This is a genomic window from Nostoc sp. FACHB-152 (assembly GCF_014697475.1).
In the GTDB taxonomy this organism is placed as follows: Bacteria; Cyanobacteriota; Cyanobacteriia; order Cyanobacteriales; family Nostocaceae; genus Nostoc_B.
The window spans coordinates 58,047-81,985 of the sequence record NZ_JACJRV010000009.1 but is presented as its reverse complement, the minus strand read 5'-3'; the positions used below and the strand labels follow the sequence as shown (position 1 = coordinate 81,985).

Genomic DNA, 23,939 nt, shown 5'->3' with positions numbered 1-23,939 from the left:
TTACCTATATTGTGAACATCGGGATCTTTTAAATCATAAGCTACTAAGCTCAATATACATTCTCAGCCAGTACAGCTATTGCACTAACTAAAAGTTTTTTGACAGAGATTTATGTTCAAACTAGACCTTAGGGCTAACAAAACAAGAGTATCTAGCAAGATTGATGTAATTAAGCCAAAAACCCTTTATTATCAGCCTTGACTTTAAATTAAGACAATATAGATTTATAAAGATTTGCTACGACAATACAGACCTGTACACGGAATTTTTGCTGATGACACCGGATTTGCAAATTACTCAAGAAAAAATTTCTTTGGACGGAAAGACTTTTATTCCAGCAGAACAATTACCTATCCCAGAGTGGCCTTGTGTTGTGAGTGAAAGACCACAACCAACGCTGACAGTGAAAGATGATGATTTATTTTTAGTCACAGATACAATAGGGAACATTTCTGGCTGTTCCCTCAATGATGGCAATCCTAGTATGGGATTGTTTTGTTGTGATACGCGATTTCTCAACCGTCTAGAATTGCAAATTGAAGGGCGATCGCCTGTACTCCTCAGCAGCACAGCCGAAAAGGGATTTTCGCTTTCAGTTCTTTGTACAAACCCCAGAATTGACGACCGCCTCAAAGCCGATACTGTCGGACTACGCCGCGAACTTGTTCTGAATGGCGCATTATTTGAAGAAATAGAAATAGCTAACTACAGCACTACTACCGTTAGTTTTGAACTCAGTATTAGCTTTGATGCAGATTTTGTCGATTTATTTGAAGTGCGAGGCTACGACAGAGATAAACGCGGTAAACTTTTACGCTTAGTAGAACCGACGCACGAAGACGGAAGCACACTAAGCGGTGATGCTGTGTCTGTATCTTCTCACTCTGGTACACACAAAACAGAATTCCTAACTTTAGCCTATCAAGGTCTGGATGGCTTAATCATGGAGTCTCGTATCCAATTTCAGCATCGCCTACCAGATCACTTCAAAGGTTACACTGCCGTATGGTGTTTAGAGTTAGCTTCTCATGAAACTCAAAAAATTGGCTACCGCATCAATTTATTAACCAACAATACCTCTAGTTCTACCGTTAGTGCCGCTTTTACCTTAGGACAAGCCAAAGCCGCAGAATTGATGGAAGAACAACATTGGGTACAACAAACTACCCGTCTTACCTCAGACAAAAGTCTACTCAATCATGTAATTGACCGTGCTGAACAAGATATGTACTTGTTACGTCAATCCTTTGGCAAATACAAGACTGTTTCTGCTGGCGTACCTTGGTTTTCAGCACTGTTTGGTCGAGATTCTATCATTACGGCTTCTCAAACCTTGATGTTAAACTCGCAAGTCGCCAAAGAAACCTTGATGTTATTGGCAGAATATCAAGGAAAAGTTGAGGATGATTGGCGAGAAGAAGAACCAGGCAAGATTCTGCACGAATTACGTTTAGGGGAAATGGCACGCTGTCAAGAAATTCCCCACACACCATACTACGGTACAGTTGATGCTACGCCCCTGTGGTTGATGCTGTATGCAGAATACTACACTTGGACTCATGACCAAGAAACCTTAGAACAGCTTTGGCCGAATGCAATAGCCGCGATGGAGTGGATTGATCGCAATCTGCAAGAAACTGGCTATCTGCGCTACTATCTCAGATCTAAACGTGGTTTAGTTAACCAAGGTTGGAAGGACTCAGGCGACTGTATTGTTGACCGTAAGGGTGATTTGGCTAATGGCCCCATTGCTTTGTGTGAAGTACAAGCCTATGTTTACGCTGCTAAGACTCGCCTAGCTGAAATTGCCAGAATGAAGAAGCGGCTGGATTTAGCAGACCGTTGGCAAGAAGAAGCCAGAAATCTTAAGGTGCGTTTTAATCGTGACTTTTGGATGGCAGATGAAGATTTTTGTGCCTTAGCTTTAGATGGTGAGGGCAAACAGGTCGATAGTATTACATCTAACCCTGGTCACTGTTTGCACTTGGGCATCTTTACCCCCGAAAAAGCTTACAGTGTGGCAGAAAGGTTACGCGCCCCAGATATGTTTAATGGTTGGGGGATTAGAACTTTAAGCAGTTTATCACCTGCATATAATCCGATGGGTTATCACATCGGTTCTGTGTGGCCGCATGATAACTCTTTGATTGCGATTGGTCTGCGATCGCTCGGCTTAATTGATCAAGCTTTGGAACTTTTTCAAGGCATCTTCGACATGACTATTCAGCAGCCCTACCAACGTCCTCCAGAACTTTTTTGCGGTTACGAACGCAATGGTGACAATGCCCCTGTACAATATCCTGTTGCTTGTACGCCGCAAGCTTGGGCAACTGGTAGTGTATTCCAACTGCTGCAAATGATCGTCAACTTAGTACCAGACGCGCAAAACAACTGTTTACGAATTATCGACCCCGCTTTACCAGAGTCGATTAATCATCTTTCCTTTCACAATTTGCGAGTTGGCACAACTATTTTAGATTTAGAATTTGAGCGTTCTGGTAATACTACAGCCTGCCGTGTAGCTAAAAAACGTGGGAATCTCCGTGTAGTTATCGAAGCTTAATCACACAATGTGAAGTATCAATGAGGCTAGGGGCTAGAACGTGAAATTTGATTCTTGTCTGTTGGTTTATTAATAATATTTAGTCTCCAGTCTCTAGTCTCTAGCCCCTATTTTTCCTGATTTTCACTCTTTTGTCCTGGAGAAGCTTCGTAAATCGCATCTAGCTGTTGCCTAGCATCTTCAACATTAATCGAACGCATAACTAAAAGCGGTTCTTTAATTATGTTTCCAGCACTATCTAATAATTCTGGATGGGGTACTTGTTTTTTAGATGAATAATAACCTTGATTCCCCATTCCTGAAGTTCTAGCTGGATAGCTTCGCTCTCGGTCAAAACTAAACATAATTAGGTTACGAATTAAATTGGCAACCGCGATACAAGCAAGAATCGTAAAAGCGAGAATGTAAAGTAAGTGCAACATAAAGATTTCCTCCAGGGGCAGCAAGTTTAAAAAACTATAGACAAAAAAGCTTCGTTAATGATGCCAATTGCAGTGAGTGTAGATGTTTGACGCACTTTTAGTGCATCTATATTATTTATGTAAAAAAATCGTGAACCTTATTCAGTCAACGGTAGCATACGATACATTAGTTTGTTAATAAAAAATTTATTAAGGATTTTATAGTATCTATGCGATTGATGTCATGTATCTCTGGTGCGAATAAGTGATAATTACCTATTTAATTTTCTTTTTCTTGGTGGAAGCGCATAGCTACATTCCAGCATTGGGTTACCAGTTGATGCCAAGGCATTATGGTTGTCATATCAATTCCGACTTGTTGATCAGTGGCATTAAATAGCATCTTTGCTGTATTTAATTCTGCTTGTGCTTGCTTGACTCGTAACAGCAGGTCAGATTGTTCTTGATGACTCATAAATGATAGTTGCTCAGTTTCCAACAGGTTACGCGATCGCGAAAACCAATATTGAAAGTCTTCTAACAAAGGCTCTAAGACCGTTTTGAGCAACTCAGTCCCTGGTAAATTTGAGTCTTGCATAGATCTGAAGGATACTTCTATTCTTATGACTAATATTAACGTTTTTTACAAAACTTAACGTTATTATATGCTATGTCTCTAGAAAGATAGTTAAAAAAATCTGTCATAATAGTTACAATTTTTTAGTTTTAATAAAATAAATATAATTCTTTTTATATAGAAAAATTAAAGCTCAAGACTGTCGTCTAGAAGCACCCTGCCGCAAGCTAGGATTAATTTTTCATACTTCAGACTACCCTGCGGGAAGCCACCTATAGGGTGTCTACATACTTAAGACTTTTATAGAATGCTAGAGTGCATCCAGAGCAGCTAAAAGTCTGTCAAGCTGAAAGATAACCATATGTTATATTTGGGTAAGTTTTTCAGCATTTTAACTAATAAATTACCTTTTGTAATCCTTCGCCAATGGTTCAGCAGCCAATGTCGCCTAATCAAGATTTGCATCCAGCAGAACAACCAGAAAAAGTTTATTTACCCCGTACCAGCGAATCGGAGAATTTAAAAAAGATTCGCCACACAACGTCTCATGTGATGGCAATGGCAGTGCAGAAGCTGTTTCCCAAGGCGCAAGTTACAATTGGCCCGTGGATAGAAAATGGATTTTATTACGACTTCGACAGTCCAGAGCCATTTACTGACAAAGACCTGAAAGCCATCCAAAAAGAGATGGCTAAGATTATTAATCGCAAATTGCCAGTAATTAGAGAAGAAGTCAGCCGGGAAGAAGCCGAACGCCGCATTAAGGAAATTAACGAGCCTTATAAATTAGAAATTCTGGCAGACCTGAAAGAACCCATTACTATTTATCACTTGGGTGATCAATGGTGGGATTTGTGCGCCGGGCCTCATGTAGAAAATACCAAAGATTTAAACCCGAAAGCGATCGATTTAGAAAGCGTTGCGGGTGCTTATTGGCGTGGAGACGAAACCAAAGCGCAACTACAGCGCATTTACGGTACTGCTTGGGAAACTCCAGAACAACTAGCTGAGTATAAACGCCGCAAAGAAGAAGCCCTACGTCGTGACCACCGTAAACTCGGCAAAGAACTCGGATTATTTATCTTTTCTGACCAAGTAGGGCCGGGTTTACCTTTGTGGACTCCCAAAGGTACTGTATTGCGGAGTATCTTAGAAGACTTCCTCAAGCAGGAGCAACTAAAGCGTGGTTATTTACCTGTGGTGACTCCGCATATTGCTAGGGTGGATTTATTTAAAACTTCCGGCCACTGGCAAAAATATAAGGAAGATATGTTCCCTTTAATGGCAGAGAATGAAGCAGCCGCAGCTCTTGAGCAAGGCTTTGTCATGAAGCCGATGAACTGTCCCTTCCACATCCAAATATATAAGAGTGAATTGCGGTCTTACCGAGAATTACCGATGCGCTTGGCCGAATTCGGTACCGTTTACCGCTACGAACAGTCAGGGGAATTAGGCGGATTAACCAGAGTGCGCGGCTTTACTGTGGATGACTCACACTTGTTTGTCACCCCAGAACAGCTAGACGCAGAATTCCTCAGCGTAGTGGATTTGATTTTATCGGTATTCAATAAACTGCAACTGAAGAACTTCAAAGCCAGACTTAGTTTCCGCGACCCTGCTAGTGATAAATATATCGGTTCCGATGAAGCTTGGGAAAAAGCTCAAGGTGCAATTCGCCGCGCTGTGGAACAGCTAGGAATGGATCATTTTGAAGGTATTGGCGAAGCTGCATTTTACGGGCCAAAACTCGACTTTATCTTCCAAGATGCGTTGGAAAGAGAATGGCAACTAGGAACTGTGCAAGTTGACTACAACTTACCAGAACGCTTTGATCTAGAATACGTTGCTGAAGATGGTTCGCGCAAACGTCCGGTGATGATTCACCGCGCACCTTTCGGTTCCTTAGAACGGCTGATTGGAATATTAATTGAAGAATATGCAGGTGATTTCCCCTTGTGGTTAGCACCTGTGCAAGTTCGATTGCTATCTGTGAGTGATGCACAGCTAGACTTTGCGAAAAATGTCGTAGCGAAAATGCAAGCTTTGGGTATCCGTGCCGAAGTTGACACCAGTGGCGATCGCTTGGGTAAATTAATCCGCAACGCCGAGAAAGATAAAATACCTGTAATGGCAGTGGTAGGTGCAAAGGAAGTGGAAACCAACTCCTTAAGCATCCGTACCCGCGCTTCTGGGGAATTAGGCGCAATTTCTGTACATGAAGTAGTGCAGAAATTGAAAGATGCGATCGCTAACTTCGAGAACTTCTAGTAAAAAGTAGGCTGGGTAACACCCAGCCGAAAAAAATAATATTCACTAATCTATGACTCCAGTGAAAGCTAAATAAAAATCAAATAATGCCAGCTAAAGACATTTATCATGAATGTGTAAAAAATGCACTTATTAAAGACGGATGGCAGATTACCCATGACCCACTTAGCCTTAAGATTGGCAAGAAAGATATTTTTATTGACATAGCAGCAGAAAAACTTATAGCAGCAGAAAAATAAGGAACAAAGATAGCTGTAGAAATAAAAAGTTTTGTTGGAATATCAGAAGTAGAAGACCTCAAAAATGCTCTTGGTCAATACATCTTGTATGAAAAAATTTTGCAACGTCTTGAATCAGAAAAAATTCTTTATTTAGCTATTCGTGACACAGTATTTAACAAGATTTTTATAGAAGAAATTGGCAGGATTTTGTTAGAAGACAATACCATAAAACTGATTGTATTCGACTCGCAAGCGGAGGCAATTACCAAATGGATAGACTAGATAATTACCGAAATATAATCCGTAAAATACTCAAATCATATCTGGACATTTCCTATGCCAATGCTGATATCCGTAATCGAGCCGCATTTGATTCAGAAAATGATGAGTATTTGATTATCTCTGAAGGTTGGCAAGATAAACAACACTTGCACAGTTGTTTAATTCATATCGAAATTACTAATGGTAAAGTTTGGATTCAGTGCGACAATACCGAAGATGGTATTGCTAATGAACTGGTGCAAGCTGGTATTCCTAAAGAAGATATTGTTTTAGGATTTCACGAACCTAATGTTAGGCAATATACGGGATTTGCTGTTGCTTGAAAATACCTGCGATCTCTTGGGTAAATTAATCCGCAACGCCGAGAAAGATTGATTAGCTATTTAGGTATAGAAATTGACGATATTGCTCAAGTAAAGCTAAAGTAGCGATCGAAAATCTTTGGTAGGCAGAAGAATGAATTTTTCTCGTCTGGAATACATCAAGAACATAAGTGATGATGATAAAAAATGGGCATATGAGTACTACAAAGTTAGCGGTTACTACCATTTAAACTTTAAACAGAGTGCAGGAGTAGAGAATCATGCCTTACACTTACCTAAAGGCGCATTGATCATCCTGTCCCAAAATCCATTCGATCAAGAGCGGTACTTGACGCATATAGTTGAACTGGTTAATGAAGGAAGCGAAGATAAACTTCAATGGGACGAATTAGATATTTGGGGTATTTTTAGATGGGTGAAGGTTCATTGGGTGGTTGATTTCAATAATCCTAGTAATATTCCTCTTGATAAAGAAGTAATGCAAGCAAATTGGGGTTGGTACAATACACAAGCAAAGTTACTAACTGGCGAAAGACTGATGTCTCGCTGGGAAAATATAGAAAATTTGAGAACGCATTTGCAGAAAGTCTTTAAACAATAGCTACAAGGGACGAAAGTTTGAGTAATAGTATGCAAAAAATACCGACTACCATTCATCTCTCAACACTTTTTGCATTACTAGTGCATCTTCCTGCCAAACTAATTTACCAGCAAGATCGGAAAAATCATAATTAGATTTCTGTGTGCTGTCTGATGTAACCGGACTTAGCACAACCACAATATTTACCTGTCCAGGCGATAGCTGTGTTGGGATGTCAAGATGCAAATGCCCAGATGCATCAACAGTTGTCGTCAGTTGCAAAACTTCCATCCATACAACATCTATACGCTATCTATCTATACACCATTTGTACCTCAAATAATGACTAATCAACCAGTTACATGGGATGCTGGTTGATCGGTTAGGTGAGTATTTGCAGATGTCTGTTATTTCTTCTGTCACAGTTAATGTCCCCGCTACAACTGCTAATTTAGGGCCGGGTTTTGATTGCATTGGTGCAGCTTTGACGCTTTGCAACCAGTTTAAGTTTACACGCTTAGACGAAGGCGGTTTAACTATTCATGTCACAGGTGCAGAAGCCGAACGAGTGCAAACTGATGAGAGTAATTTACTTTATCAGGCGTTTTTGAAGTTTTATCAATATATAGATCAGACACCGCCGCCCGTGAAAATTGAGATTATTTTGGGTGTACCATTGGCGCGGGGTTTGGGTAGTTCAGCGACAGCAATTGTCGGCGGTTTGGTGGCGGCGAATCAACTGGCGAGTGAACCTCTGTCTCAAGTGCAGGTGATGGAGTTAGCGATCGCAATGGAAGGACACCCTGATAATGTAGTTCCAGCATTAATCGGCGGATGTCGTCTGGCAGCTACTAGTGAAACTGGTTGGGAAATTTGTGATGTTCCTTGGCATGAAAATATTGTCCCTGTAGTGGCAATTCCTAATTTTGAGTTGTCTACTTCAGAAGCGCGCCGCGTTTTACCCACCGAATTTAGTCGTGCAGATGCAATTTTCAATACTGCCCATTTAGGCTTATTGTTACGCGGTTTAGAAACTGGTAACTCAGAATGGCTAAAAGCAGCTTTACAAGATAAATTGCATCAGCCTTATCGTAAAGCTTTGATTCCTGGTTACGATGCTGTGAATGCGGCGGCTGTGGCGGCTGGTGCTTATGGCATGGTGATTAGTGGTGCAGGGCCGACGCTGTTGGCTTTAGCTGATGTCGCACATTCCCAAGCTGTCGAGTTAGCAATGATCACAGCCTGGAAAGTGGCAGGTATTGAAGCCGAGGTGCGATCGCTTGCTTTAGACACCCAAGGCGCAACCATTTTATAAAACTCTTTTACTCAGCATTTTAACTATGGATCAGATTCAGTCCGAGATAGCAGCACTCAAGTCTCACATTCAAGTTCTTCAGCAAGAACGCGCTGCTCTGACTATTAATAATGAGATATCTGGCGATAATACACCTTCAGCGATTGTTGAGGCTTACCGCCGCAAAGCTAGAGAAAATGCTCAACTGTCAGTGGAACTTAAAGGTATAGATGATGCGATCGCCGCTTTGTCAATGCAGTTAAAGCAGAAACAAGCCCAATTAGTTCGTTGGCAAGTTGAGTCTAAACAACTTACCCTACAGCAGCAGCTAGAAGAAGCAAAAAAGGTGGCGCAGGTTCACGCCGAACGTGTTAACGAACTGGCGGCGGAATTAGCCAGCGAAATCCGCCAATTAAAAGCCACTGCTGATTATCTCAGTCCTTTATATTGGCAGGTTTATTACAAACCCTTTATTACCGGGTTCAAGACTATCTCAGTTCCCTATGTCCGTTCTGATGGGGAAGTTTGGACAATTGTCAACCGCATAGTTTAAGCGTTGACCCAAAATCTTTAGGGTAAGATCGCTCTTGTGACATACTTTAAGTTAAGAAATGTAACGGTGGTATAAGCCACCGTTTTTATTGACTTTACAAAAGTTTATATCTAGAATGGATTTGCTTTTAAAAAGGATGAGTATTTATTCTTGTTTATCTTCTAAATTGCAGAATTGATGAGTATATATCCTCATCATTATCCAAAATTTCATTTTCTAGAGATAAATAACGTTTACAAATATACGAATTCCTTAATATAATGTAATTAAAAGCAAAAACAAAAAACGATTGTCAGAAGTGATGAATGTCGTCGAATTTCCTTGGCTAACTGCCATAATTGCCTTGCCCTTGGTGGCTGCCTTAGCCATCCCCATAATTCCAGACAAAGAAGGAAAAACAGTCCGGTGGTATGGTTTAGGAGTAGCGATCGCGGACTTTGCCTTAATGATTTATGCTTTCTGGCATAACTACGATTTTCAAAGCTCAACTTACCAATTCGTCGAAAAATACTCTTGGGTTCCACAAATAGGTTTAAATTGGTCTGTAGCAGTTGATGGCTTGTCGATGCCACTCATCTTGTTAACAGGCTTAATCAATACCCTCGCAATATTCGCGGCTTGGAAAGTTACCAACAAGCCGCGATTGTTTTATGGGTTGATGATGGTGATGTACAGCGCCCAGTTGGGTGTATTTCTTGCCCAAGACTTGCTAATGTTCTTCCTGATGTGGGAAATCGAGCTAGTTCCCGTATACCTGCTAATTTCCATCTGGGGCGGTGCAAAACGCCGCTATGCTGCTACCAAATTTATTCTTTATACTGCTGCTGCTTCCATATTTATTCTTGTTGCTGGTTTTGCGATGGCATTCTCTGGTGATACCGTCACCTTCGACATCGCTTCTCTAGGAATGAAACAATATCCTAAAGCTCTTGAATTATTAGTTTACGCTTGTTTCTTAATTGCCTTCGGTGTGAAGTTGCCAATCTTCCCCTTACACACCTGGCTACCCGATGCTCACGGTGAAGCATCTGCACCTGGTTCCATGATTTTGGCTGGTGTGTTGTTGAAGATGGGTGGTTATGCCCTAATTCGCTTCAACATTGAAATGTTGCCTAACGCTCATGTTTACTTCGCTCCAGTTTTAGCCATCTTAGGTGTAGTCAATATTGTCTACGGTGCTTGTTGCGCTTTCGCTCAAACCAACCTCAAACGTCGCTTGGCTTACTCTTCAATTGCCCACATGGGGTTTGTACTAATTGGTTTAGCTTCTTACACAGAAATTGGTATTAGTGGAGCCATGTTACAAATGGTTTCCCACGGTTTGATTGCTGCTAGCTTATTCTTCCTGTCTGGTGTAACTTACGAACGCACCCACACCTTGATGATGGATAAAATGGGTGGCATTGGTAAGGTAATGCCTAGAACCTTCGCGCTGTATACTGCTGGTGCAATGGCTTCTCTCGCGTTACCTGGAATGAGCGGCTTCGTCGGCGAATTGATGGTTTTCCTCGGTATCGCTACCAGTGATGTTTACAGTTCCAGTTTCAAGGTTGTAGTTGTGCTACTGTCAGCAGTTGGCGTAATTTTGACACCAATCTACCTGCTGTCTATGCTCCGTCAAGTATTCTACGGCAAACAAAGTGAAGATTTACATTTAGATGCTGTAGTCTCTGATGTTAAACCTCGTGAGTTGTTTATCACCGCTTGTTTGCTACTTCCCATCATCGGTATTGGCTTCTATCCCAAACTAGTAACGCAGACTTATGATGTGAAAACAGTAGAAGTAGCTACTCACGCTCGTCAAGTGCTACCAGTTGTGGCTCGTCAACAACCAACAAGTCTATACTCTCAAATCTTTACTGCACCAACCTTGGCTAATGCGCCAGTTGATAGTTTAGTTAATATTTCAAAGTAAAAATAGATTCTAAACAAAGGTGCTGAAAGTAAATTCTAATATGAGGGGAATATGGGGGTGATTACAAAATCACCCCTTAAATTTTGGATTTTTTACGCACATAAAACTATTGCGCTCTTCTCTGCGCGGCAGTTGCTTCAAGTCGGCATAGCCGCCCAACGCACTGCCTTGCCTTTGCGCCTTTGCGTGAGACAAAAAAGATTTATGCCAGAGGTCTAATGACCAGGGCAATTAATAAACTCATCAATACGTTGCCAAACTTTTTCTACTAAATCAGGATCATCTGCATTAAACCACTCAATTTGCGGATATGCTCGAAACCATGTACGTTGCCGCTTGGCAAATTGCCGGGTATGTAAAACTGTTAATTCTTTTGCTTCATTTAAGGAAATCTCACCAGCTAAATATTGCCTAATTTCTTGATAGCCCAAGGTGTTTAACAAAGATAAATCAGCACCATATTTTTGGCAAAGATATTCCACCTCAACGACTAAGCCATCAGCTATCATTTGTTCAGTACGCTTGTGAATGCGCGCATCTAATTTATCAACATCACAATCTAGGCCTATCTGCAAAATTGGATAATTTGGTGGGTTTTCGCCTTGTTGTTCTGAGATAGGAATTCCAGTTATGTAAAATACTTCTAATGCTCTTAATGTTCGCACAGGATCGTTAGGGTGAATCTTTTGTCCAGCAGTAGGATCAACTTGTTGCAACATCCTATACAGTTGATGTTGACCGAGAGATTCTAACTGCGATCGCAATTGGTAATGAGGCGCAACTGGGGGAATTTTCATCCCCTGCACAATTGAACGTATATATAAACCAGTTCCACCCACTAATAAAATCGGCTCAACCGGAACAGACGCAATCAAAGCTTGTGCTTGCTCTTGATAGTCTGCTACCGTCATTGTGTCTGTGGGATTGCAGATATCTATTAAATAATGCGGTACTAACTTTTGTTCCGCTAAAGTTGGTTTAGCTGTGCCAATATTAAACTCACGGTATACCTGACGCGAATCTGCACTGAGAATTACCGAACCTAAGCGCGTAGCTAAACTTAAAGCCAATCCCGACTTACCTGTTGCTGTTGCGCCACAAATTACAATTAATTTCGTCATTGGTCAATAGTCATTAGTCATTTGTGGCTTACCCTGCTCTTGAAGTTGCCTTCAAAATTTTTATGTTACAATCTCGCAGCATGGTAAAACAAATACTCACCCAGAAATAACATAAAGGCTTAATTATTCAACTTTCGTCGCTTCTGGACTTTTTAGAATAAACTTTCTGTACTCCAAATTTACGGAGTCTGGATTAAGTAAGTTCATTTTGAAAATAAGAGGCTATCCATACGAAAAACTTATGAGGATACAGCCCCTACATAAACTTCTCACAAAAAAGCCCTACAGTCGTCACGAAGGCTTTTGTGTTAGAATTTTGGTGTGATTTTGCTTTTTTAGCCTTTAGGCGATTTTAACCCCACGCATCAGGAGAATTTTCATGACGAGCAGTTACAGTGCCGATCAGATTCAAGTTCTGGAAGGTCTGGAAGCCGTCCGCAAACGACCGGGGATGTACATTGGTTCTACCGGGCCGCGAGGACTCCACCATTTAGTTTATGAAGTGGTAGATAACTCTGTTGATGAAGCATTAGCAGGATACTGCACTCATATAGAAATAGAGATTAATGCAGATGGTTCTGTGAGTGTAACAGATGACGGTCGGGGTATTCCTATTGACACTCATTCGCGGACGGGGAAATCAGCTTTGGAAACCGTAATGACAGTGCTGCACGCTGGCGGTAAGTTTGGCGGCGGTGGCTACAAAGTTTCTGGAGGATTGCACGGGGTTGGGATTTCTGTAGTTAATGCCTTGTCTGAAGTTGTAGAAGTTACAGTTTGGCGGGATAAAAAGGTTCACACCCAACGCTATGAACGGGGTGTTCCGGTGACTGAATTGATAGCGAAGCCATATAAGGAAGCAAGAACCGGAACTTCTGTAACTTTCAAGCCAGATGTTCAAATTTTTACTACTGGTATTGAGTTTGATTACATCACCCTATCAGGCCGTTTGCGAGAATTGGCTTATCTTAATGCTGGGGTGAAGATTACTTTCACAGATAACCGTTTAGAACTCCTCAAAAGCGATACACCCAAGGTTGAATCCTATGAATATAAGGGTGGGATCAAAGAATATATCGCCTACATGAACCGCGATAAGCAGCCACTACATGAAGAAATTATTTATGTGCAGGGAGAACGCAGCAACGTCCAGATAGAAGTGGCGTTGCAGTGGTGTACTGACGCTTATACAGACAACGTGCTAGGTTTTGCGAATAATATCCGCACCGTTGATGGTGGAACGCACTTAGAAGGTTTAAAGGCGGTGCTGACTCGCACATTAAATGCGATCGCCCGCAAGCGCAATAAAATCAAAGAGAATGAACCGAACCTTAGCGGTGAACACGTACGCGAAGGTTTAACAGCAGTAATTTCGGTTAAAGTTCCCGATCCTGAATTTGAAGGGCAAACTAAAACCAAACTTGGGAACACCGAGGTACGGGGAATTGTTGATTCTCTAGTAGGCGAAGTTCTGACTGAATACCTCGAATTTCATCCTGGGATAGCAGACTCTATTTTAGATAAAGCCATTCAAGCTTTTAAAGCCGCAGAAGCCGCACGCCACGCACGGGAGTTAGTTAGACGCAAATCAGTCCTAGAATCGTCTCCATTGCCCGGTAAACTGGCTGATTGTAGTTCTCGTGATCCTGCCGAATCAGAAATTTATATTGTAGAAGGTGACTCAGCAGGTGGTAGTGCTAAACAAGGACGCGATCGCCGCACCCAAGCTATCCTGCCCCTCCGTGGTAAAATCCTGAACATCGAAAAAACAGACGATTCTAAAATCTATAAAAATAACGAAATTCAGGCGTTAATTACAGCCCTAGGTTTAGGGGTCAAAGGTGAAGAATTCGACTCCACCCAACTGCGCTATCACCGTATCATCATCATGACGGACGCTGACGTAGATGGAGCGCATATCCGGACATTACTGTTAACTTTCTTTTACAGATATCAGCGATCGCTCATCGAACAAGGTTTCATATATATTGCTTGTCCTCCGTTATATAAGGTAGAACGCGGCAAGAATCATGAGTATTGTTATAGCGAACGAGAACTACAACAAGCAATTGCTAAGTTCCCTGCTAACGCCAACTACACCATCCAACGCTTCAAAGGTTTGGGTGAAATGATGCCAGAACAACTCTGGACAACCACAATGAACCCAGAAACTCGCACCCTGAAACAAGTTGAGATTGAAGATGCTGCTGAAGCTGATCGCATTTTTACGATTTTAATGGGCGATCGCGTTGCCCCTAGACGTGAGTTTATCGAAACCTACGGCTCTAAACTTAATTTGGCAGAGTTGGATATCTAGTATCAAGCGAATATCAATATTTGGTATCCTGATGAACAGTAATGGGGCGGTAATGGGCTGTTGCTCATTACCTTTTTTTTGGCAGTTTTTCTAAGATATGCTCTGTAAATCAAATCTTAAGGAGGCTTAAATCCTTACTGGGTTTAAGTTTCAGTGAATCTTAAGTGCTGCATTAACTTAAATTCCTGAGACCCTAGTAAAGCAAATACTTTACATTAGTTTACAAAATAGCTAAATTGTGCAGGGAACAAAGTCCTTGTTTTCAGTAAAAATACAGAAAAATTGTTTGTGAACATTTTCTTCTATAGAATTTGTTTGATAAAATACATAAGTATTAATTACTAAAATCATTAGCATTTTCCGCACAAGCACCTGCACAAAATAACAATATTGTCAAGCAGTCTGATTTATTGAGTTTTGCTTATGCATCGGAACTCCATTCTTATTCTCGGAGAATATAAAACTTTTAATAAGTTGTGTGGATAAATTTTATACAATCTAGAAGCGCATTTCTGCTGTTGGAGGTGCCAAGCCCAAGATTGCTTATTCCACAAACTTACCTGAATATCATAGTATTGTAAAAATTACAGTAAGTAATACTTTTTTTGAAAAAAAAGTATTATATTTCACATATGCTTACGTAAGATGAATAACTAACATATTCCTCACCCAGACACAAACTTCTCTATGTTCAAATTACTCGTTCCTGGCGACAGACAATTCCTGATAACAAACATGGACATATATTTACTCTTGTGCTAGCTAAATCTTTGATTTCATCTTTACCTCCAGAAATTTTGTCTTAAGTAGCTAAATATTCAAATTTCCAACTGCCAAATCCTTTATGAATTGTTTAAAATATCTTTGTATACAATAGGAACAGTTTGTCAAGATTCATAGGGTTGAAATCTCATCTGTGCGCTAATGTGTGAATAAGACCAAACAAGGAAAACCCAATTGAACGCTATCTGGCAGATTGTGCCGTACCCTCAACTCCTCAGTTAAGGTGGCTGGCATAAACCAAAGTTCAGTTGTTTCAGATCTACCATGCGGGAATTGTCGTCTAACTGTTTGGAATGAGTCATTTATGAAGGAAATGTAAAAATATCAGCCTAAATGATTCTCACTTCGGTTAATATAAAACACGCTGTTTCTAGGTAATTAATGTTGTAGTTAATACCTAAAATTGTGTAAAGATGGGAGCGATTCTCTTTAAATGTCAAAGTATTGCCACTGTTGAAAAAGGTTAAAAAAAATTTAATAGGGAAACCTACCATTTTTAATATCTTTTTGATAGTAGTGGCTTTAACTTACATAATGGCCTCACGATTAACACACAAAAAGAGTGCAATTTCTGTGAAACAGGCTACAATCGGAACAGTCTTTGTAAGAAAATATGCCAACAGTCATCACTGTTTATATGCAACGGTTAATTTTTTATCAAGACAAAGACAAGCCCTTTTTTCAACAAATCAGTTAAAAGTGGTGTGCGACAGCAACACGTGACTGTTACAAAAGTGAGTAAGTTAGCATTTAGTGCGACTTTTCACACTTCAATAATAAACTCCTGCAAACTGGAGTGAAACTGCCGAAAAAATTTCAGGGAAAACAGCCTAAAACCCGATTTTCGGTTGTTAACTAGCCCTCATAAAAAGAGTGCTAAATACATCTTGAGTAATTGAAGTAATTGATTCTGCAAGGAGCATGAGGAACGCGGCATGAACCAGGCTAACAACGTACTCGAAAGCAATTTTCAGCCTGACCTAGAAATAATAAATCAGCCTGATTTTGAGGAGTTAGAAGACCTCTTGATTGAAGAAGAGGATGACTTGCTCCTCGTTGATGAGGGCATGGAAGATGAATTTTTAGAGCCTCAGTCTGATGAGGACGACGCAAAGTCTGGAAAAGCCGCTAAATCGCGTCGTCGCACACAAAGCAAGAAAAAGCACTACACAGAAGATTCGATCCGCCTTTACTTGCAAGAAATCGGTCGGATTCGCTTGTTGCGAGCAGACGAAGAAATTGAATTAGCGCGGAAAATCGCAGATTTACTAGAATTAGAAAGAATCCGGGAAAAACTTTCAGAACAGTTAGATCGTGATCCTCGTGATAGCGAATGGGCAGAAGCAGTACAAATACCTTTGCCCGCATTCCGTTATCGTCTGCACGTTGGTCGCCGGGCTAAAGATAAAATGGTGCAATCGAACCTGCGGCTTGTGGTTTCGATTGCCAAGAAATACATGAATCGTGGCTTGTCATTCCAAGACTTAATTCAAGAAGGTAGTCTTGGTTTGATTCGTGCGGCTGAGAAATTTGACCACGAAAAAGGTTATAAATTCTCCACCTACGCTACATGGTGGATTCGTCAGGCGATTACACGTGCGATCGCCGATCAATCGCGTACTATCCGCCTACCAGTTCACCTTTACGAAACTATCTCCCGGATTAAGAAAACTACCAAGCTACTTTCTCAAGAAATGGGACGCAAACCCACTGAGGAAGAAATCGCTACTCGTATGGAAATGACCATCGAGAAACTCCGGTTTATTGCTAAATCCGCCCAGCTACCCATCTCTTTAGAAACGCCCATCGGTAAAGAAGAAGATTCTCGATTGGGCGATTTTATTGAGTCTGATGGCGAAACCCCAGAAGATCAAGTTTCTAAAAATTTGCTCCGCGAAGATTTAGAAAAAGTTCTTGATAGCCTCAGCCCCCGTGAACGTGATGTTCTCAGACTCCGTTACGGCTTGGATGATGGCCGGATGAAAACCCTTGAGGAAATCGGCCAAATCTTCAACGTTACCCGCGAACGTATCCGCCAAATTGAAGCCAAAGCCCTCCGCAAATTACGTCACCCCAACCGTAACAGCGTCCTTAAAGAGTACATTCGGTAGTCAATGGTCAATGGTCAACAGTCAATAGTGAAACACTTAATTGCTTTCTACTTTTGACAATTGACTAAGAAAATAAAAAACCTGGTAGTTAAATACTGCTACCAGGTTTTTATTTTTTATATTTCAACAATTTTGTTTTTTGTATAGCAATAGTCAAGGTAATTAAGACGTTGGTAAATAAGAAAACTGAGACTATAGAAGATTTTTAACTCTGTCTCTTGTCACCTATCACCTGTTCCCTGCTATAAAACTACAGAATGCCCCAAAAGTGGAGGAAACCTTGACCAGAGAAAATCTCAATCAATGCAGCCGCTAAAAATCCAATCATTGCCAAGCGACCGTTCCAAATTTCTGCTTGAGGAGTAAAGCCCCAACGCCAAGCGTTGCGGTCTTCAATTACAGGGGCAGTGATGTTTGTGGTGGTTGTGTTAGTCATGGTTTGCACTCTAATCAGGATTTACTAAGGTTTATTGCCTTATGTAAATTAATATAACAACTATCTTTAAAAAATGTAACGTTAATTCAGCTTTTTACTACTAAAGTTAGAAATCAATAAAAAAATTAATACTAATTTTGTCTAAGTTTTTGCAGTTTGAGCATTGTGATACAAATTGTTAGCCAGAGAAAGCCGACTCCGTAACCTGCAATGATATCTGTAGGCCAATGCACGCCTAAATAGAGACGACTGAAACCAATAGCAGCGATCGCAATAACTGCCACACTGTAAATCAATTGAGAAAATCTGGGATAGTGCGTTGCTAACAAATAAGCCAGCATTCCATACAGCACTAAAGAACCTAGCGCATGACCACTAGGAAAACTAAAAGATTTTTCAGTAATTAATTGAGGCCAAAGTTGAGGACGAGGTTTAGTAAAAAGTAACTTCAGTCCGGTATTGAGAATGAAAGCTCCCAAACAAGCAATGGCCAATACTCTGGCTTCCTGAAATAAACGTTGCCACTGGAGTAGAGATAAACTCACAACTACAACAATCACCACCACATTAGGATTGCCCAGGTTTGTTATAGCCAGCATCACATTGTCTAAGCTGGGGTTAGCGAACTGATGCAACCACAACAAGAAATGGGTATCAAATTCAAAAGCTTCTCGCTCTAAAACTTCTTCAAAAAGCTCTGCTAAAACAAACAGAATTAATAGACAACTAGCCAGCCCAAAAATACCAATTGTGGCAATCAAGGGGGCTATCCGTGGATGTATGTATCGCAACCAAAAATTTAAGATTTTTCGGAGCATCTACACTAACGTACTTCAACAACAGCGATAATTTTTTCATCCCGGTTGAGTTGTATGATGCTCTCACCTGTAGCATCACGACCCAAGATAGGTACTGTGTCTACAGCTAGTCGAACTACACGTTCTTTGTTGGTTACCAACGCCACTTCAGGAGTAATCGTCTTCACCATACTAGCTAAGTTGTCAGTTTTACTAGCAAATTTCAGTGCTTGTGTGCCTAAATCTCCTCGGTTCGCTGCTCTTAACTGGCTTGCAGCCATGCGCTTGGCATAGCCTTGTTGAGTGACTAATAGCAATTGATCATCTTTGCCTACAGTTGCACAGCCAACCATTTGCTGACTTCTCAACAGACGAAAGGCTTGTAAACCCATCGCTGTTCGACCCATAACGGGTAGTTGTTCGTCATTCAGGGCAAACCGCAATAACCGTCCACCGGAACTAGCTAAAATTAAATGTTCTCCTGTGTTAGCAGATTGGGTAAATAACAATTCATCATCATCTTTGAGTTTGACAATTGTAATGCCGCGACGAGTCAGGTTAGTAAATTCTACAAAAGATAAGCGTTTAATTCTGCCTTGTTTTGTGAGCAGAATCATTTGCTTGGAGTCGAAATCTTCTGGTAATAAAAAGCGACTGACTACAGCTTCTTGAGTACCTTGGGCAGTAGTTGTGAGTGTGGTAATTAATGGTGTTCCCCGTGGAGAACGCCCAGTGGTTAAAGGAATATCCCCAACTCGCACAGGGTAGACTTTGCCACCACTAGTCAAGATGAGCAAGTCTTGGTTAGTGTCGGTTAATTCAGTTTGGATCAGGAAATCATGATCGGGAAGACCGTTTTCTACTTTTGATTTTTTCCCAGAGGTGGACAGACGACGTACATAACCCCGTTGGGTAAACTCTAGAATTGCTTCTTCTGCTGGCTGTTCTGATTTGAGTTCCTCATCTTCTTCTGGGCTGCGGCTTCTTTTACCTTCTGCTGCTTTGTTTTTCGGCAATTCTTCAGGAATATGCGTTATTAGCTGAGTGCGCCGAGGATCGCTGTACTTACGCTTGAGCGATCGCAAATCTTTTTTCAGTGACTTTAATAATTCGCGGCGATCGCCAAGTAACTTTTGCAAGAGGGCAATCTGTTCAGTTAGTTGTTCAAATTCCTGCTGCAAGTTCTGTTGTTCTAAACTAGTTAAGCGGCGCAAAGGCATTGCTAAAATTGCATCTGCTTGTGCCTCACTCAAATCTAGTTGGTTGCTCAAATTAATTTTTGCTGTGCTACCATCAGCAGCTTGCCGCAAAATGCTAATTACCTCATCCACATGAGATAAAGCTGTGAGTAAACCGTCTACTATGTGCAAACGACTTTCGGCTTTACCTAACTCGTAACTATAGCGACGGTTTAAGGTTGCTTCACGGAAATTTAAAAACTCTAGCAACAATTGCCGCAGGCTTAATTGTCGGGGTTGTCCTTCGACAATCGCCAGAAGGATTGCTCCAAAATTAGTTTGCAATGCGGTTTGATGATATAAGTGTTGCAACACTTCTTGAGGGTTCGTATCGCGTTTAAGTTCAATTACGACGCGCATCCCTTCGCGATCGCTTTCATCTCGGATATCCGAAATTCCTTGCAAGCGACCTTGATTAACTAACTCCGCTACCTTTTCTATCCAGCCAGCCTTATTTACTTGATAAGGCAATTCGGTAATCACAATTGCTGTCCGGCGTTTGGTTCCTTTACTACCAGCAACCTCTTCTATTTGGGCAACTCCCCGCAGGACAATGCCACCTTTACCTGTGGTGTATGCTTCCCGAATTCCTGTATCACCAACAATTTCCCCACCTGTCGGAAAGTCTGGGCCGGGAATTAACTCTAGTAATTTCTCATCTGATAAATCAGGTTGGTCAATTAAGGCAATTAAACCATCGACTATTTCCCCCAAATTGTGCGGCGGAATATTTGTAGCCATACCAACCGCAATTCCCGCACAACCATTGAGTAATAAAAAGGGTAACTGTGCAGGTAATACAGTTGGTTCTTGCTGGGAATTATCAAAGTTGCCGATAAATTCTACAGTTTCGTCACCAATTTCTGACAGCATACCCTCATGGCTAATGGATGCTAGGCGAGTTTCGGTGTAACGCATCGCCGCCGGTGGGTCATTATCCACGCTGCCAAAGTTGCCATGTCCTGCCAGTAAGGGATAGCGGCTGGAAAATTCTTGCACCAGCCTGACTAAAGCATCGTAAACTGCTTGATCTCCGTGAGGGTGGTATTTACCAAGTACATCACCGACAACACGGGCGCATTTTCGATAAGGTCTGTCTGGCGTTAGACCTAGTTCATGCATAGCGTACAAAATCCGGCGATGCACAGGCTTTAAGCCATCGCGCACATCTGGTAAGGCTCGCCCAACAATCACACTCATGGCATATTCTAAGTAAGACCGTTGCATCTCGGTGTGCAGGGCTGTTGTAATTACCTGTCCCGTGGAGAGAAGGTTTAACTGTTTTGCCATGAGTTTTTTCCCTGAAATTTCACTATACAAAAATCGCTATAACTGAACAATGCAGCAAACACAGCATAACGGATGTAAAGGGATTCCTAACATAATCTTGCTAGTCAGAGGATAAAAAGCAGTAGTATTATCCTTGATGACGGGGATGCACTTTGATGATTAAAAAGGAGCTAGACAACTGTGTTGCTTAGGTCATTCTCCCCTTCACCTCTATAAATAAAATTCTCATGAAAACTGTTTTAATTGTTGAAGACGATCTCATTAATGCTCGCGTGTTTTCCAAAATTTTGACCAAGCGCGGTGGCTTAGATGTAAAACATACTGAAAATGTAGAAGAAGTGATCGAAATTGCTCAATCGGGGCAAGCGGACTTAATTTTAATGGATGTTTCTTTGTCTAGAAGTGTTTATCAAGGTAAATCTGTTGATGGCATTAAGATTACTCAAATGTTAAAGTCTGATCCGCAAACAGCAAATTTACCTGTAATTTTGGTGACGGCACACGCTATGGAAGGCGATCGCGAGAACTTCCTCAAGCAAAGCGGTGCTGATGGTTACATCTCTAAGCCTGTTGTTGACCACCAACTATTTGTTGACCAAATCATGGCACTTCTCCCCAAATAATGACCACTGAGAATTGACTAGACTTTATAAGGAATATTCGCCTGGGACATTGGTAGGCGAATATTTAACTTTTATCTAGTATAGACGTACTATATAATACTAGTTTTTCGCAAGTAATAGTCAAGAAGAGCCGAAATAAAGGCAGAGAGTAGGAGGTGAGACGCTGTACCGTTAGCAAAGTAGGAGCGTCACCTGTTCGGCGTAGCCTTTGCTGTAGACGCGTATCGGCTTGCTACAGGCTAGAGTAGGGCAGGAGATAGAAGATTATGTAAAATAATTCTTCGCTCTGTCAACAAGGTTAAAATGCCTAAATTTATTTATAGGAATTTCCTCCTGCTTCCTGCCTCCTGCCTCTTTAACAATTACTCCTGATTTGGCTGCTGCTGTAAAGCAGCTTGGATGCGTGGTAGTTCCAAAAATTTCTTTGTATCAGCTAGTAGACGTTCACCCCAAAGATTTTCTTTGAGGAAATCTAAATCAGCATAACGCTGATCGATGCGTAAAGCAGCTTCTCCGAATGTCAGACTTTGTTGACGATCGCCTTTGGCATATAATGCCACGGCTAAAGCCAATAAAGGCTCGGCTGCTTGTTTATCGATAGATATAGCTGTTCGCCATTGTTTAATTGCGACATCAGCATTACCCTGTTCGTATTGAATTAAACCGATGTTATTGATTGCCGCCCAGAATTTTTTATTTTGGACGACTGCCTGATTGTACTGCGCGATCGCCTCTGGTAGTTTACCAAGCATATAGTAGGCGTTACCTAAATCAAACAACGCTTCTGGGTCATTTGGTTTAAGTTTTAAGCCTGCTTGATAATTAGCGATAGCAGCATCGTACTTTTTCTGTTGGAAATTAGCCGAACCAATCGCAAAAACAACATCGGGATTTTTGGGGTTAAGCGATTGGGCCTTTTTTAAAGACGCGATCGCCATATCAAATTCCCGATTTTGTAAATGCAATCCACCCAATAGAAGCCACACTTTATCATTTTTGGGAGCTAATTGGCTAGCCAGTCGCGCTCGCGGCAAAGCTAAATCAATCTGCTGAAACTGGGCTAATTGAGCAGCTTCTTGCGCTAGAACCAACCCTTGCTTCTCTAATTTGGCTGGGTCTAATTGCAGTGTATGGGGAATTAGTGCCTGGGCGTGAGCCACTTTAGGCATACTCAATAAACTACAGGCAGCCAGAAACGAAATCAAACGAACGTGTTTAGGCACACTACCGCCTCTTAACCACAACTCAAATAATCTTTCAGCTAGCTTAAACGATCTGTTTAACTTTCGGTGAAAGGCAAAGTTTACAGTCGTTGGCACTGGCTGTATTCATCACCTTAGCTTAACTGCATTAAAAGTGCTGAGTGCAACAGCCTGAATTAAGCTGTTAATCACCTAATTTGCAGTTTAGACCGCAGAGGAGGGGTTTTAGTCAGTGATTCATAATTTCAATAGTGCAGTTTGCAGGCTGAACAGCTTAACTAATAACCCTGCCTATTTTGGCATCAACAAGCCTGAATCCTGAGAAGTTAGCACTAAAGATTACCGAAAGAATAATACATCAATTTAGGTAAACATCTTTTTACCTGCTCTCATCAATTACCTAAAATAAAAAACAAAAAACATTTGCGATCGCCATTCATCTACTAGTAACTATGCTTTTCTGTAGTATATTGCCAGAGATGTTACAGCAAAGCAACAAATAAAGCTAATCAAATTTCCATACATTAAAATCAAATCTTTTTGATAGTAACCATAAAGAACACTATTTAATTGAATCAAATTGAAGCCAACGAAAGTTATTAAAGAAATATTCCGCGCACTTTTAGTTTTAATAATTCTAATAGCTTGAGGAATAAATAGACTGGCATTAAAGACAAAGCCTAACCCAAATAAAAAGGTGACTATCTCTCTCATAGAAATTAATGAAGCCGAGAAAATTTAATATTGGATTTTGTTTTTATTTCCAATCTTTTACAGCTTATTGAAATTGGATATGTTTTCTATCTATCTAAGGTCAAAAAAATAATTGATTGTTTCTACCTGAAAGTAGGACATTAATCTAGACGAACTAAAAATTTATAGTAATTATCTACCTGACGCGGCTTGTTAATTTTTGTTAACGGTTTATGAATTACAACTGAATTATTGTGCATTCTACTGTGGCGATCGCTAAAACTCAATTAATTTACTAATCTGTGCAATTAAATTCGTTTTGATGTCGAAAAATATTATGCTCCCTAAACA

Annotated in this window: 19 protein-coding genes and 1 pseudogene; 11 read left to right on the top strand and 9 right to left on the bottom strand. The window is 40.9% G+C overall.

Translation table 11 applies throughout. The features are described from left to right. Window positions 1-274 precede the first annotated feature (274 nt). Window positions 275-2,563 (top strand): amylo-alpha-1,6-glucosidase, encoded by a 2,289-nt coding sequence (locus H6G76_RS10445; RefSeq protein ID WP_190699415.1) that lies wholly within the window; start codon window positions 275-277, stop codon window positions 2,561-2,563. A gap of 107 nt (window positions 2,564-2,670) precedes the next feature. Here the strand turns inward: H6G76_RS10445 and H6G76_RS10440 are convergent, their stop codons facing one another. Together H6G76_RS10440 and H6G76_RS10435 are read right to left on the bottom strand one after the other, a co-directional pair. After that, the gene (locus H6G76_RS10440; protein ID WP_190699412.1) at window positions 2,671-2,985 is read right to left on the bottom strand and encodes a DUF2973 domain-containing protein; all 315 of its coding nucleotides are present in this window, start codon (window positions 2,983-2,985) and stop codon (window positions 2,671-2,673) included. Between the two features lie 259 nt (window positions 2,986-3,244). Then, on the bottom strand, window positions 3,245-3,562 hold the full coding sequence (locus tag H6G76_RS10435) for a DUF2605 domain-containing protein (RefSeq protein WP_190699409.1): 318 nt from the start codon (window positions 3,560-3,562) through the stop codon (window positions 3,245-3,247). A 405-nt stretch (window positions 3,563-3,967) separates the two neighbouring features. Between H6G76_RS10435 and thrS the strand changes: the two genes are divergently transcribed. From thrS to H6G76_RS10415, 4 genes and pseudogenes are all read left to right on the top strand, one after another. Further along, window positions 3,968-5,809: a threonine--tRNA ligase gene (gene thrS / locus H6G76_RS10430; RefSeq protein ID WP_190699407.1), complete on the top strand. Its 1,842-nt coding sequence runs from the start codon at window positions 3,968-3,970 to the stop codon at window positions 5,807-5,809. An 86-nt stretch (window positions 5,810-5,895) separates the two neighbouring features. After that, window positions 5,896-6,312 (top strand): annotated as a pseudogene (locus H6G76_RS10425) (XisH family protein). Further along, entirely contained in the window at window positions 6,300-6,635 is a 336-nt protein-coding gene (locus tag H6G76_RS10420; protein ID WP_190699404.1) for a XisI protein, read from the top strand. The pseudogene H6G76_RS10425 and the gene H6G76_RS10420 overlap by 13 nt, the downstream one beginning before the upstream one ends. A gap of 133 nt (window positions 6,636-6,768) precedes the next feature. Then, window positions 6,769-7,236 carry a hypothetical protein gene (locus tag H6G76_RS10415; RefSeq protein WP_190699401.1) on the top strand — a complete coding sequence of 156 codons (468 nt, stop codon included), beginning with the start codon at window positions 6,769-6,771 and terminating at the stop codon, window positions 7,234-7,236. 45 nt (window positions 7,237-7,281) lie between these two features. Here the strand turns inward: H6G76_RS10415 and H6G76_RS10410 are convergent, their stop codons facing one another. Next, entirely contained in the window at window positions 7,282-7,506 is a 225-nt protein-coding gene (locus H6G76_RS10410; RefSeq protein ID WP_190699398.1) for a hypothetical protein, read from the bottom strand. Between the two features lie 109 nt (window positions 7,507-7,615). Here H6G76_RS10410 and thrB point away from each other — a divergent pair, with 109 nt between their 5' ends. The 3 genes from thrB (at window position 7,616) to H6G76_RS10395 (ending at window position 10,977) form a co-directional block, all read left to right on the top strand. Further along, window positions 7,616-8,530, top strand: a complete 915-nt coding sequence (gene thrB / locus H6G76_RS10405) for a homoserine kinase (protein WP_190699395.1) — start codon at window positions 7,616-7,618, stop codon at window positions 8,528-8,530. Between the two features lie 25 nt (window positions 8,531-8,555). Then, the gene (locus H6G76_RS10400) at window positions 8,556-9,062 is read left to right on the top strand and encodes a hypothetical protein (RefSeq protein ID WP_190699392.1); all 507 of its coding nucleotides are present in this window, start codon (window positions 8,556-8,558) and stop codon (window positions 9,060-9,062) included. Between the two features lie 301 nt (window positions 9,063-9,363). Further along, window positions 9,364-10,977: an NAD(P)H-quinone oxidoreductase subunit 4 gene (locus tag H6G76_RS10395; protein ID WP_190699389.1), complete on the top strand. Its 1,614-nt coding sequence runs from the start codon at window positions 9,364-9,366 to the stop codon at window positions 10,975-10,977. 215 nt (window positions 10,978-11,192) lie between these two features. Here H6G76_RS10395 and miaA read toward each other — a convergent pair whose 3' ends face one another. After that, window positions 11,193-12,098, bottom strand: coding sequence for a tRNA (adenosine(37)-N6)-dimethylallyltransferase MiaA (gene miaA / locus H6G76_RS10390; RefSeq protein ID WP_190699386.1), 906 nt, complete (start codon window positions 12,096-12,098; stop codon window positions 11,193-11,195). 379 nt (window positions 12,099-12,477) lie between these two features. Between miaA and gyrB the strand changes: the two genes are divergently transcribed. Continuing rightward, a complete protein-coding gene (gyrB, locus tag H6G76_RS10385; protein WP_190699384.1) occupies window positions 12,478-14,415 on the top strand; it encodes a DNA topoisomerase (ATP-hydrolyzing) subunit B in 1,938 nt (645 codons plus the stop codon). Between the two features lie 1,718 nt (window positions 14,416-16,133). Further along, a complete protein-coding gene (gene rpoD / locus H6G76_RS10380) occupies window positions 16,134-17,309 on the top strand; it encodes an RNA polymerase sigma factor RpoD (protein WP_190699381.1) in 1,176 nt (391 codons plus the stop codon). Between the two features lie 250 nt (window positions 17,310-17,559). Here the strand turns inward: rpoD and H6G76_RS10375 are convergent, their stop codons facing one another. From H6G76_RS10375 to gyrA, 3 genes are all read right to left on the bottom strand, one after another. Beyond that, complete coding sequence (locus H6G76_RS10375; RefSeq protein ID WP_190699378.1) at window positions 17,560-17,745, bottom strand: chlorophyll a/b-binding protein; 186 nt, start codon at window positions 17,743-17,745, stop codon at window positions 17,560-17,562. A gap of 131 nt (window positions 17,746-17,876) precedes the next feature. Beyond that, a complete protein-coding gene (locus H6G76_RS10370) occupies window positions 17,877-18,563 on the bottom strand; it encodes a phosphatase PAP2 family protein (protein ID WP_190699375.1) in 687 nt (228 codons plus the stop codon). A 5-nt stretch (window positions 18,564-18,568) separates the two neighbouring features. Continuing rightward, the gene (gene gyrA / locus H6G76_RS10365) at window positions 18,569-21,070 is read right to left on the bottom strand and encodes a DNA gyrase subunit A (protein WP_190699373.1); all 2,502 of its coding nucleotides are present in this window, start codon (window positions 21,068-21,070) and stop codon (window positions 18,569-18,571) included. A 227-nt stretch (window positions 21,071-21,297) separates the two neighbouring features. Here gyrA and H6G76_RS10360 point away from each other — a divergent pair, with 227 nt between their 5' ends. Then, a complete protein-coding gene (locus tag H6G76_RS10360; RefSeq protein WP_190699370.1) occupies window positions 21,298-21,693 on the top strand; it encodes a response regulator in 396 nt (131 codons plus the stop codon). A 362-nt stretch (window positions 21,694-22,055) separates the two neighbouring features. Here the strand turns inward: H6G76_RS10360 and H6G76_RS10355 are convergent, their stop codons facing one another. Next, entirely contained in the window at window positions 22,056-22,916 is an 861-nt protein-coding gene (locus tag H6G76_RS10355) for a tetratricopeptide repeat protein (RefSeq protein WP_190699646.1), read from the bottom strand. A 429-nt stretch (window positions 22,917-23,345) separates the two neighbouring features. Beyond that, on the bottom strand, window positions 23,346-23,609 hold the full coding sequence (locus tag H6G76_RS10350; protein ID WP_190699367.1) for a SemiSWEET family sugar transporter: 264 nt from the start codon (window positions 23,607-23,609) through the stop codon (window positions 23,346-23,348). Between the last annotated feature and the right edge of the window lie 330 nt (window positions 23,610-23,939).

Bases quoted from the DNA above. Each gene is read 5' to 3' on its own strand.
- thrS (WP_190699407.1), top strand. From the start codon at position 3,968: ATGGTTCAGCAGCCAATGTCGCCTAATCAAGATTTGCATCCAGCAGAA.
- gyrA (WP_190699373.1), bottom strand. From the start codon at position 21,070: ATGGCAAAACAGTTAAACCTTCTCTCCACGGGACAGGTAATTACAACA.
- H6G76_RS10395 (WP_190699389.1), top strand. From the start codon at position 9,364: ATGAATGTCGTCGAATTTCCTTGGCTAACTGCCATAATTGCCTTGCCC.
- gyrB (WP_190699384.1), top strand. From the start codon at position 12,478: ATGACGAGCAGTTACAGTGCCGATCAGATTCAAGTTCTGGAAGGTCTG.
- H6G76_RS10350 (WP_190699367.1), bottom strand. From the start codon at position 23,609: ATGAGAGAGATAGTCACCTTTTTATTTGGGTTAGGCTTTGTCTTTAAT.
- H6G76_RS10375 (WP_190699378.1), bottom strand. From the start codon at position 17,745: ATGACTAACACAACCACCACAAACATCACTGCCCCTGTAATTGAAGAC.
- H6G76_RS10415 (WP_190699401.1), top strand. From the start codon at position 6,769: ATGAATTTTTCTCGTCTGGAATACATCAAGAACATAAGTGATGATGAT.
- H6G76_RS10400 (WP_190699392.1), top strand. From the start codon at position 8,556: ATGGATCAGATTCAGTCCGAGATAGCAGCACTCAAGTCTCACATTCAA.
- H6G76_RS10420 (WP_190699404.1), top strand. From the start codon at position 6,300: ATGGATAGACTAGATAATTACCGAAATATAATCCGTAAAATACTCAAA.
- H6G76_RS10370 (WP_190699375.1), bottom strand. From the start codon at position 18,563: ATGCTCCGAAAAATCTTAAATTTTTGGTTGCGATACATACATCCACGG.
- miaA (WP_190699386.1), bottom strand. From the start codon at position 12,098: ATGACGAAATTAATTGTAATTTGTGGCGCAACAGCAACAGGTAAGTCG.
- rpoD (WP_190699381.1), top strand. From the start codon at position 16,134: ATGAACCAGGCTAACAACGTACTCGAAAGCAATTTTCAGCCTGACCTA.
- H6G76_RS10410 (WP_190699398.1), bottom strand. From the start codon at position 7,506: ATGGAAGTTTTGCAACTGACGACAACTGTTGATGCATCTGGGCATTTG.
- thrB (WP_190699395.1), top strand. From the start codon at position 7,616: ATGTCTGTTATTTCTTCTGTCACAGTTAATGTCCCCGCTACAACTGCT.
- H6G76_RS10440 (WP_190699412.1), bottom strand. From the start codon at position 2,985: ATGTTGCACTTACTTTACATTCTCGCTTTTACGATTCTTGCTTGTATC.
- H6G76_RS10445 (WP_190699415.1), top strand. From the start codon at position 275: ATGACACCGGATTTGCAAATTACTCAAGAAAAAATTTCTTTGGACGGA.
- H6G76_RS10435 (WP_190699409.1), bottom strand. From the start codon at position 3,562: ATGCAAGACTCAAATTTACCAGGGACTGAGTTGCTCAAAACGGTCTTA.
- H6G76_RS10360 (WP_190699370.1), top strand. From the start codon at position 21,298: ATGAAAACTGTTTTAATTGTTGAAGACGATCTCATTAATGCTCGCGTG.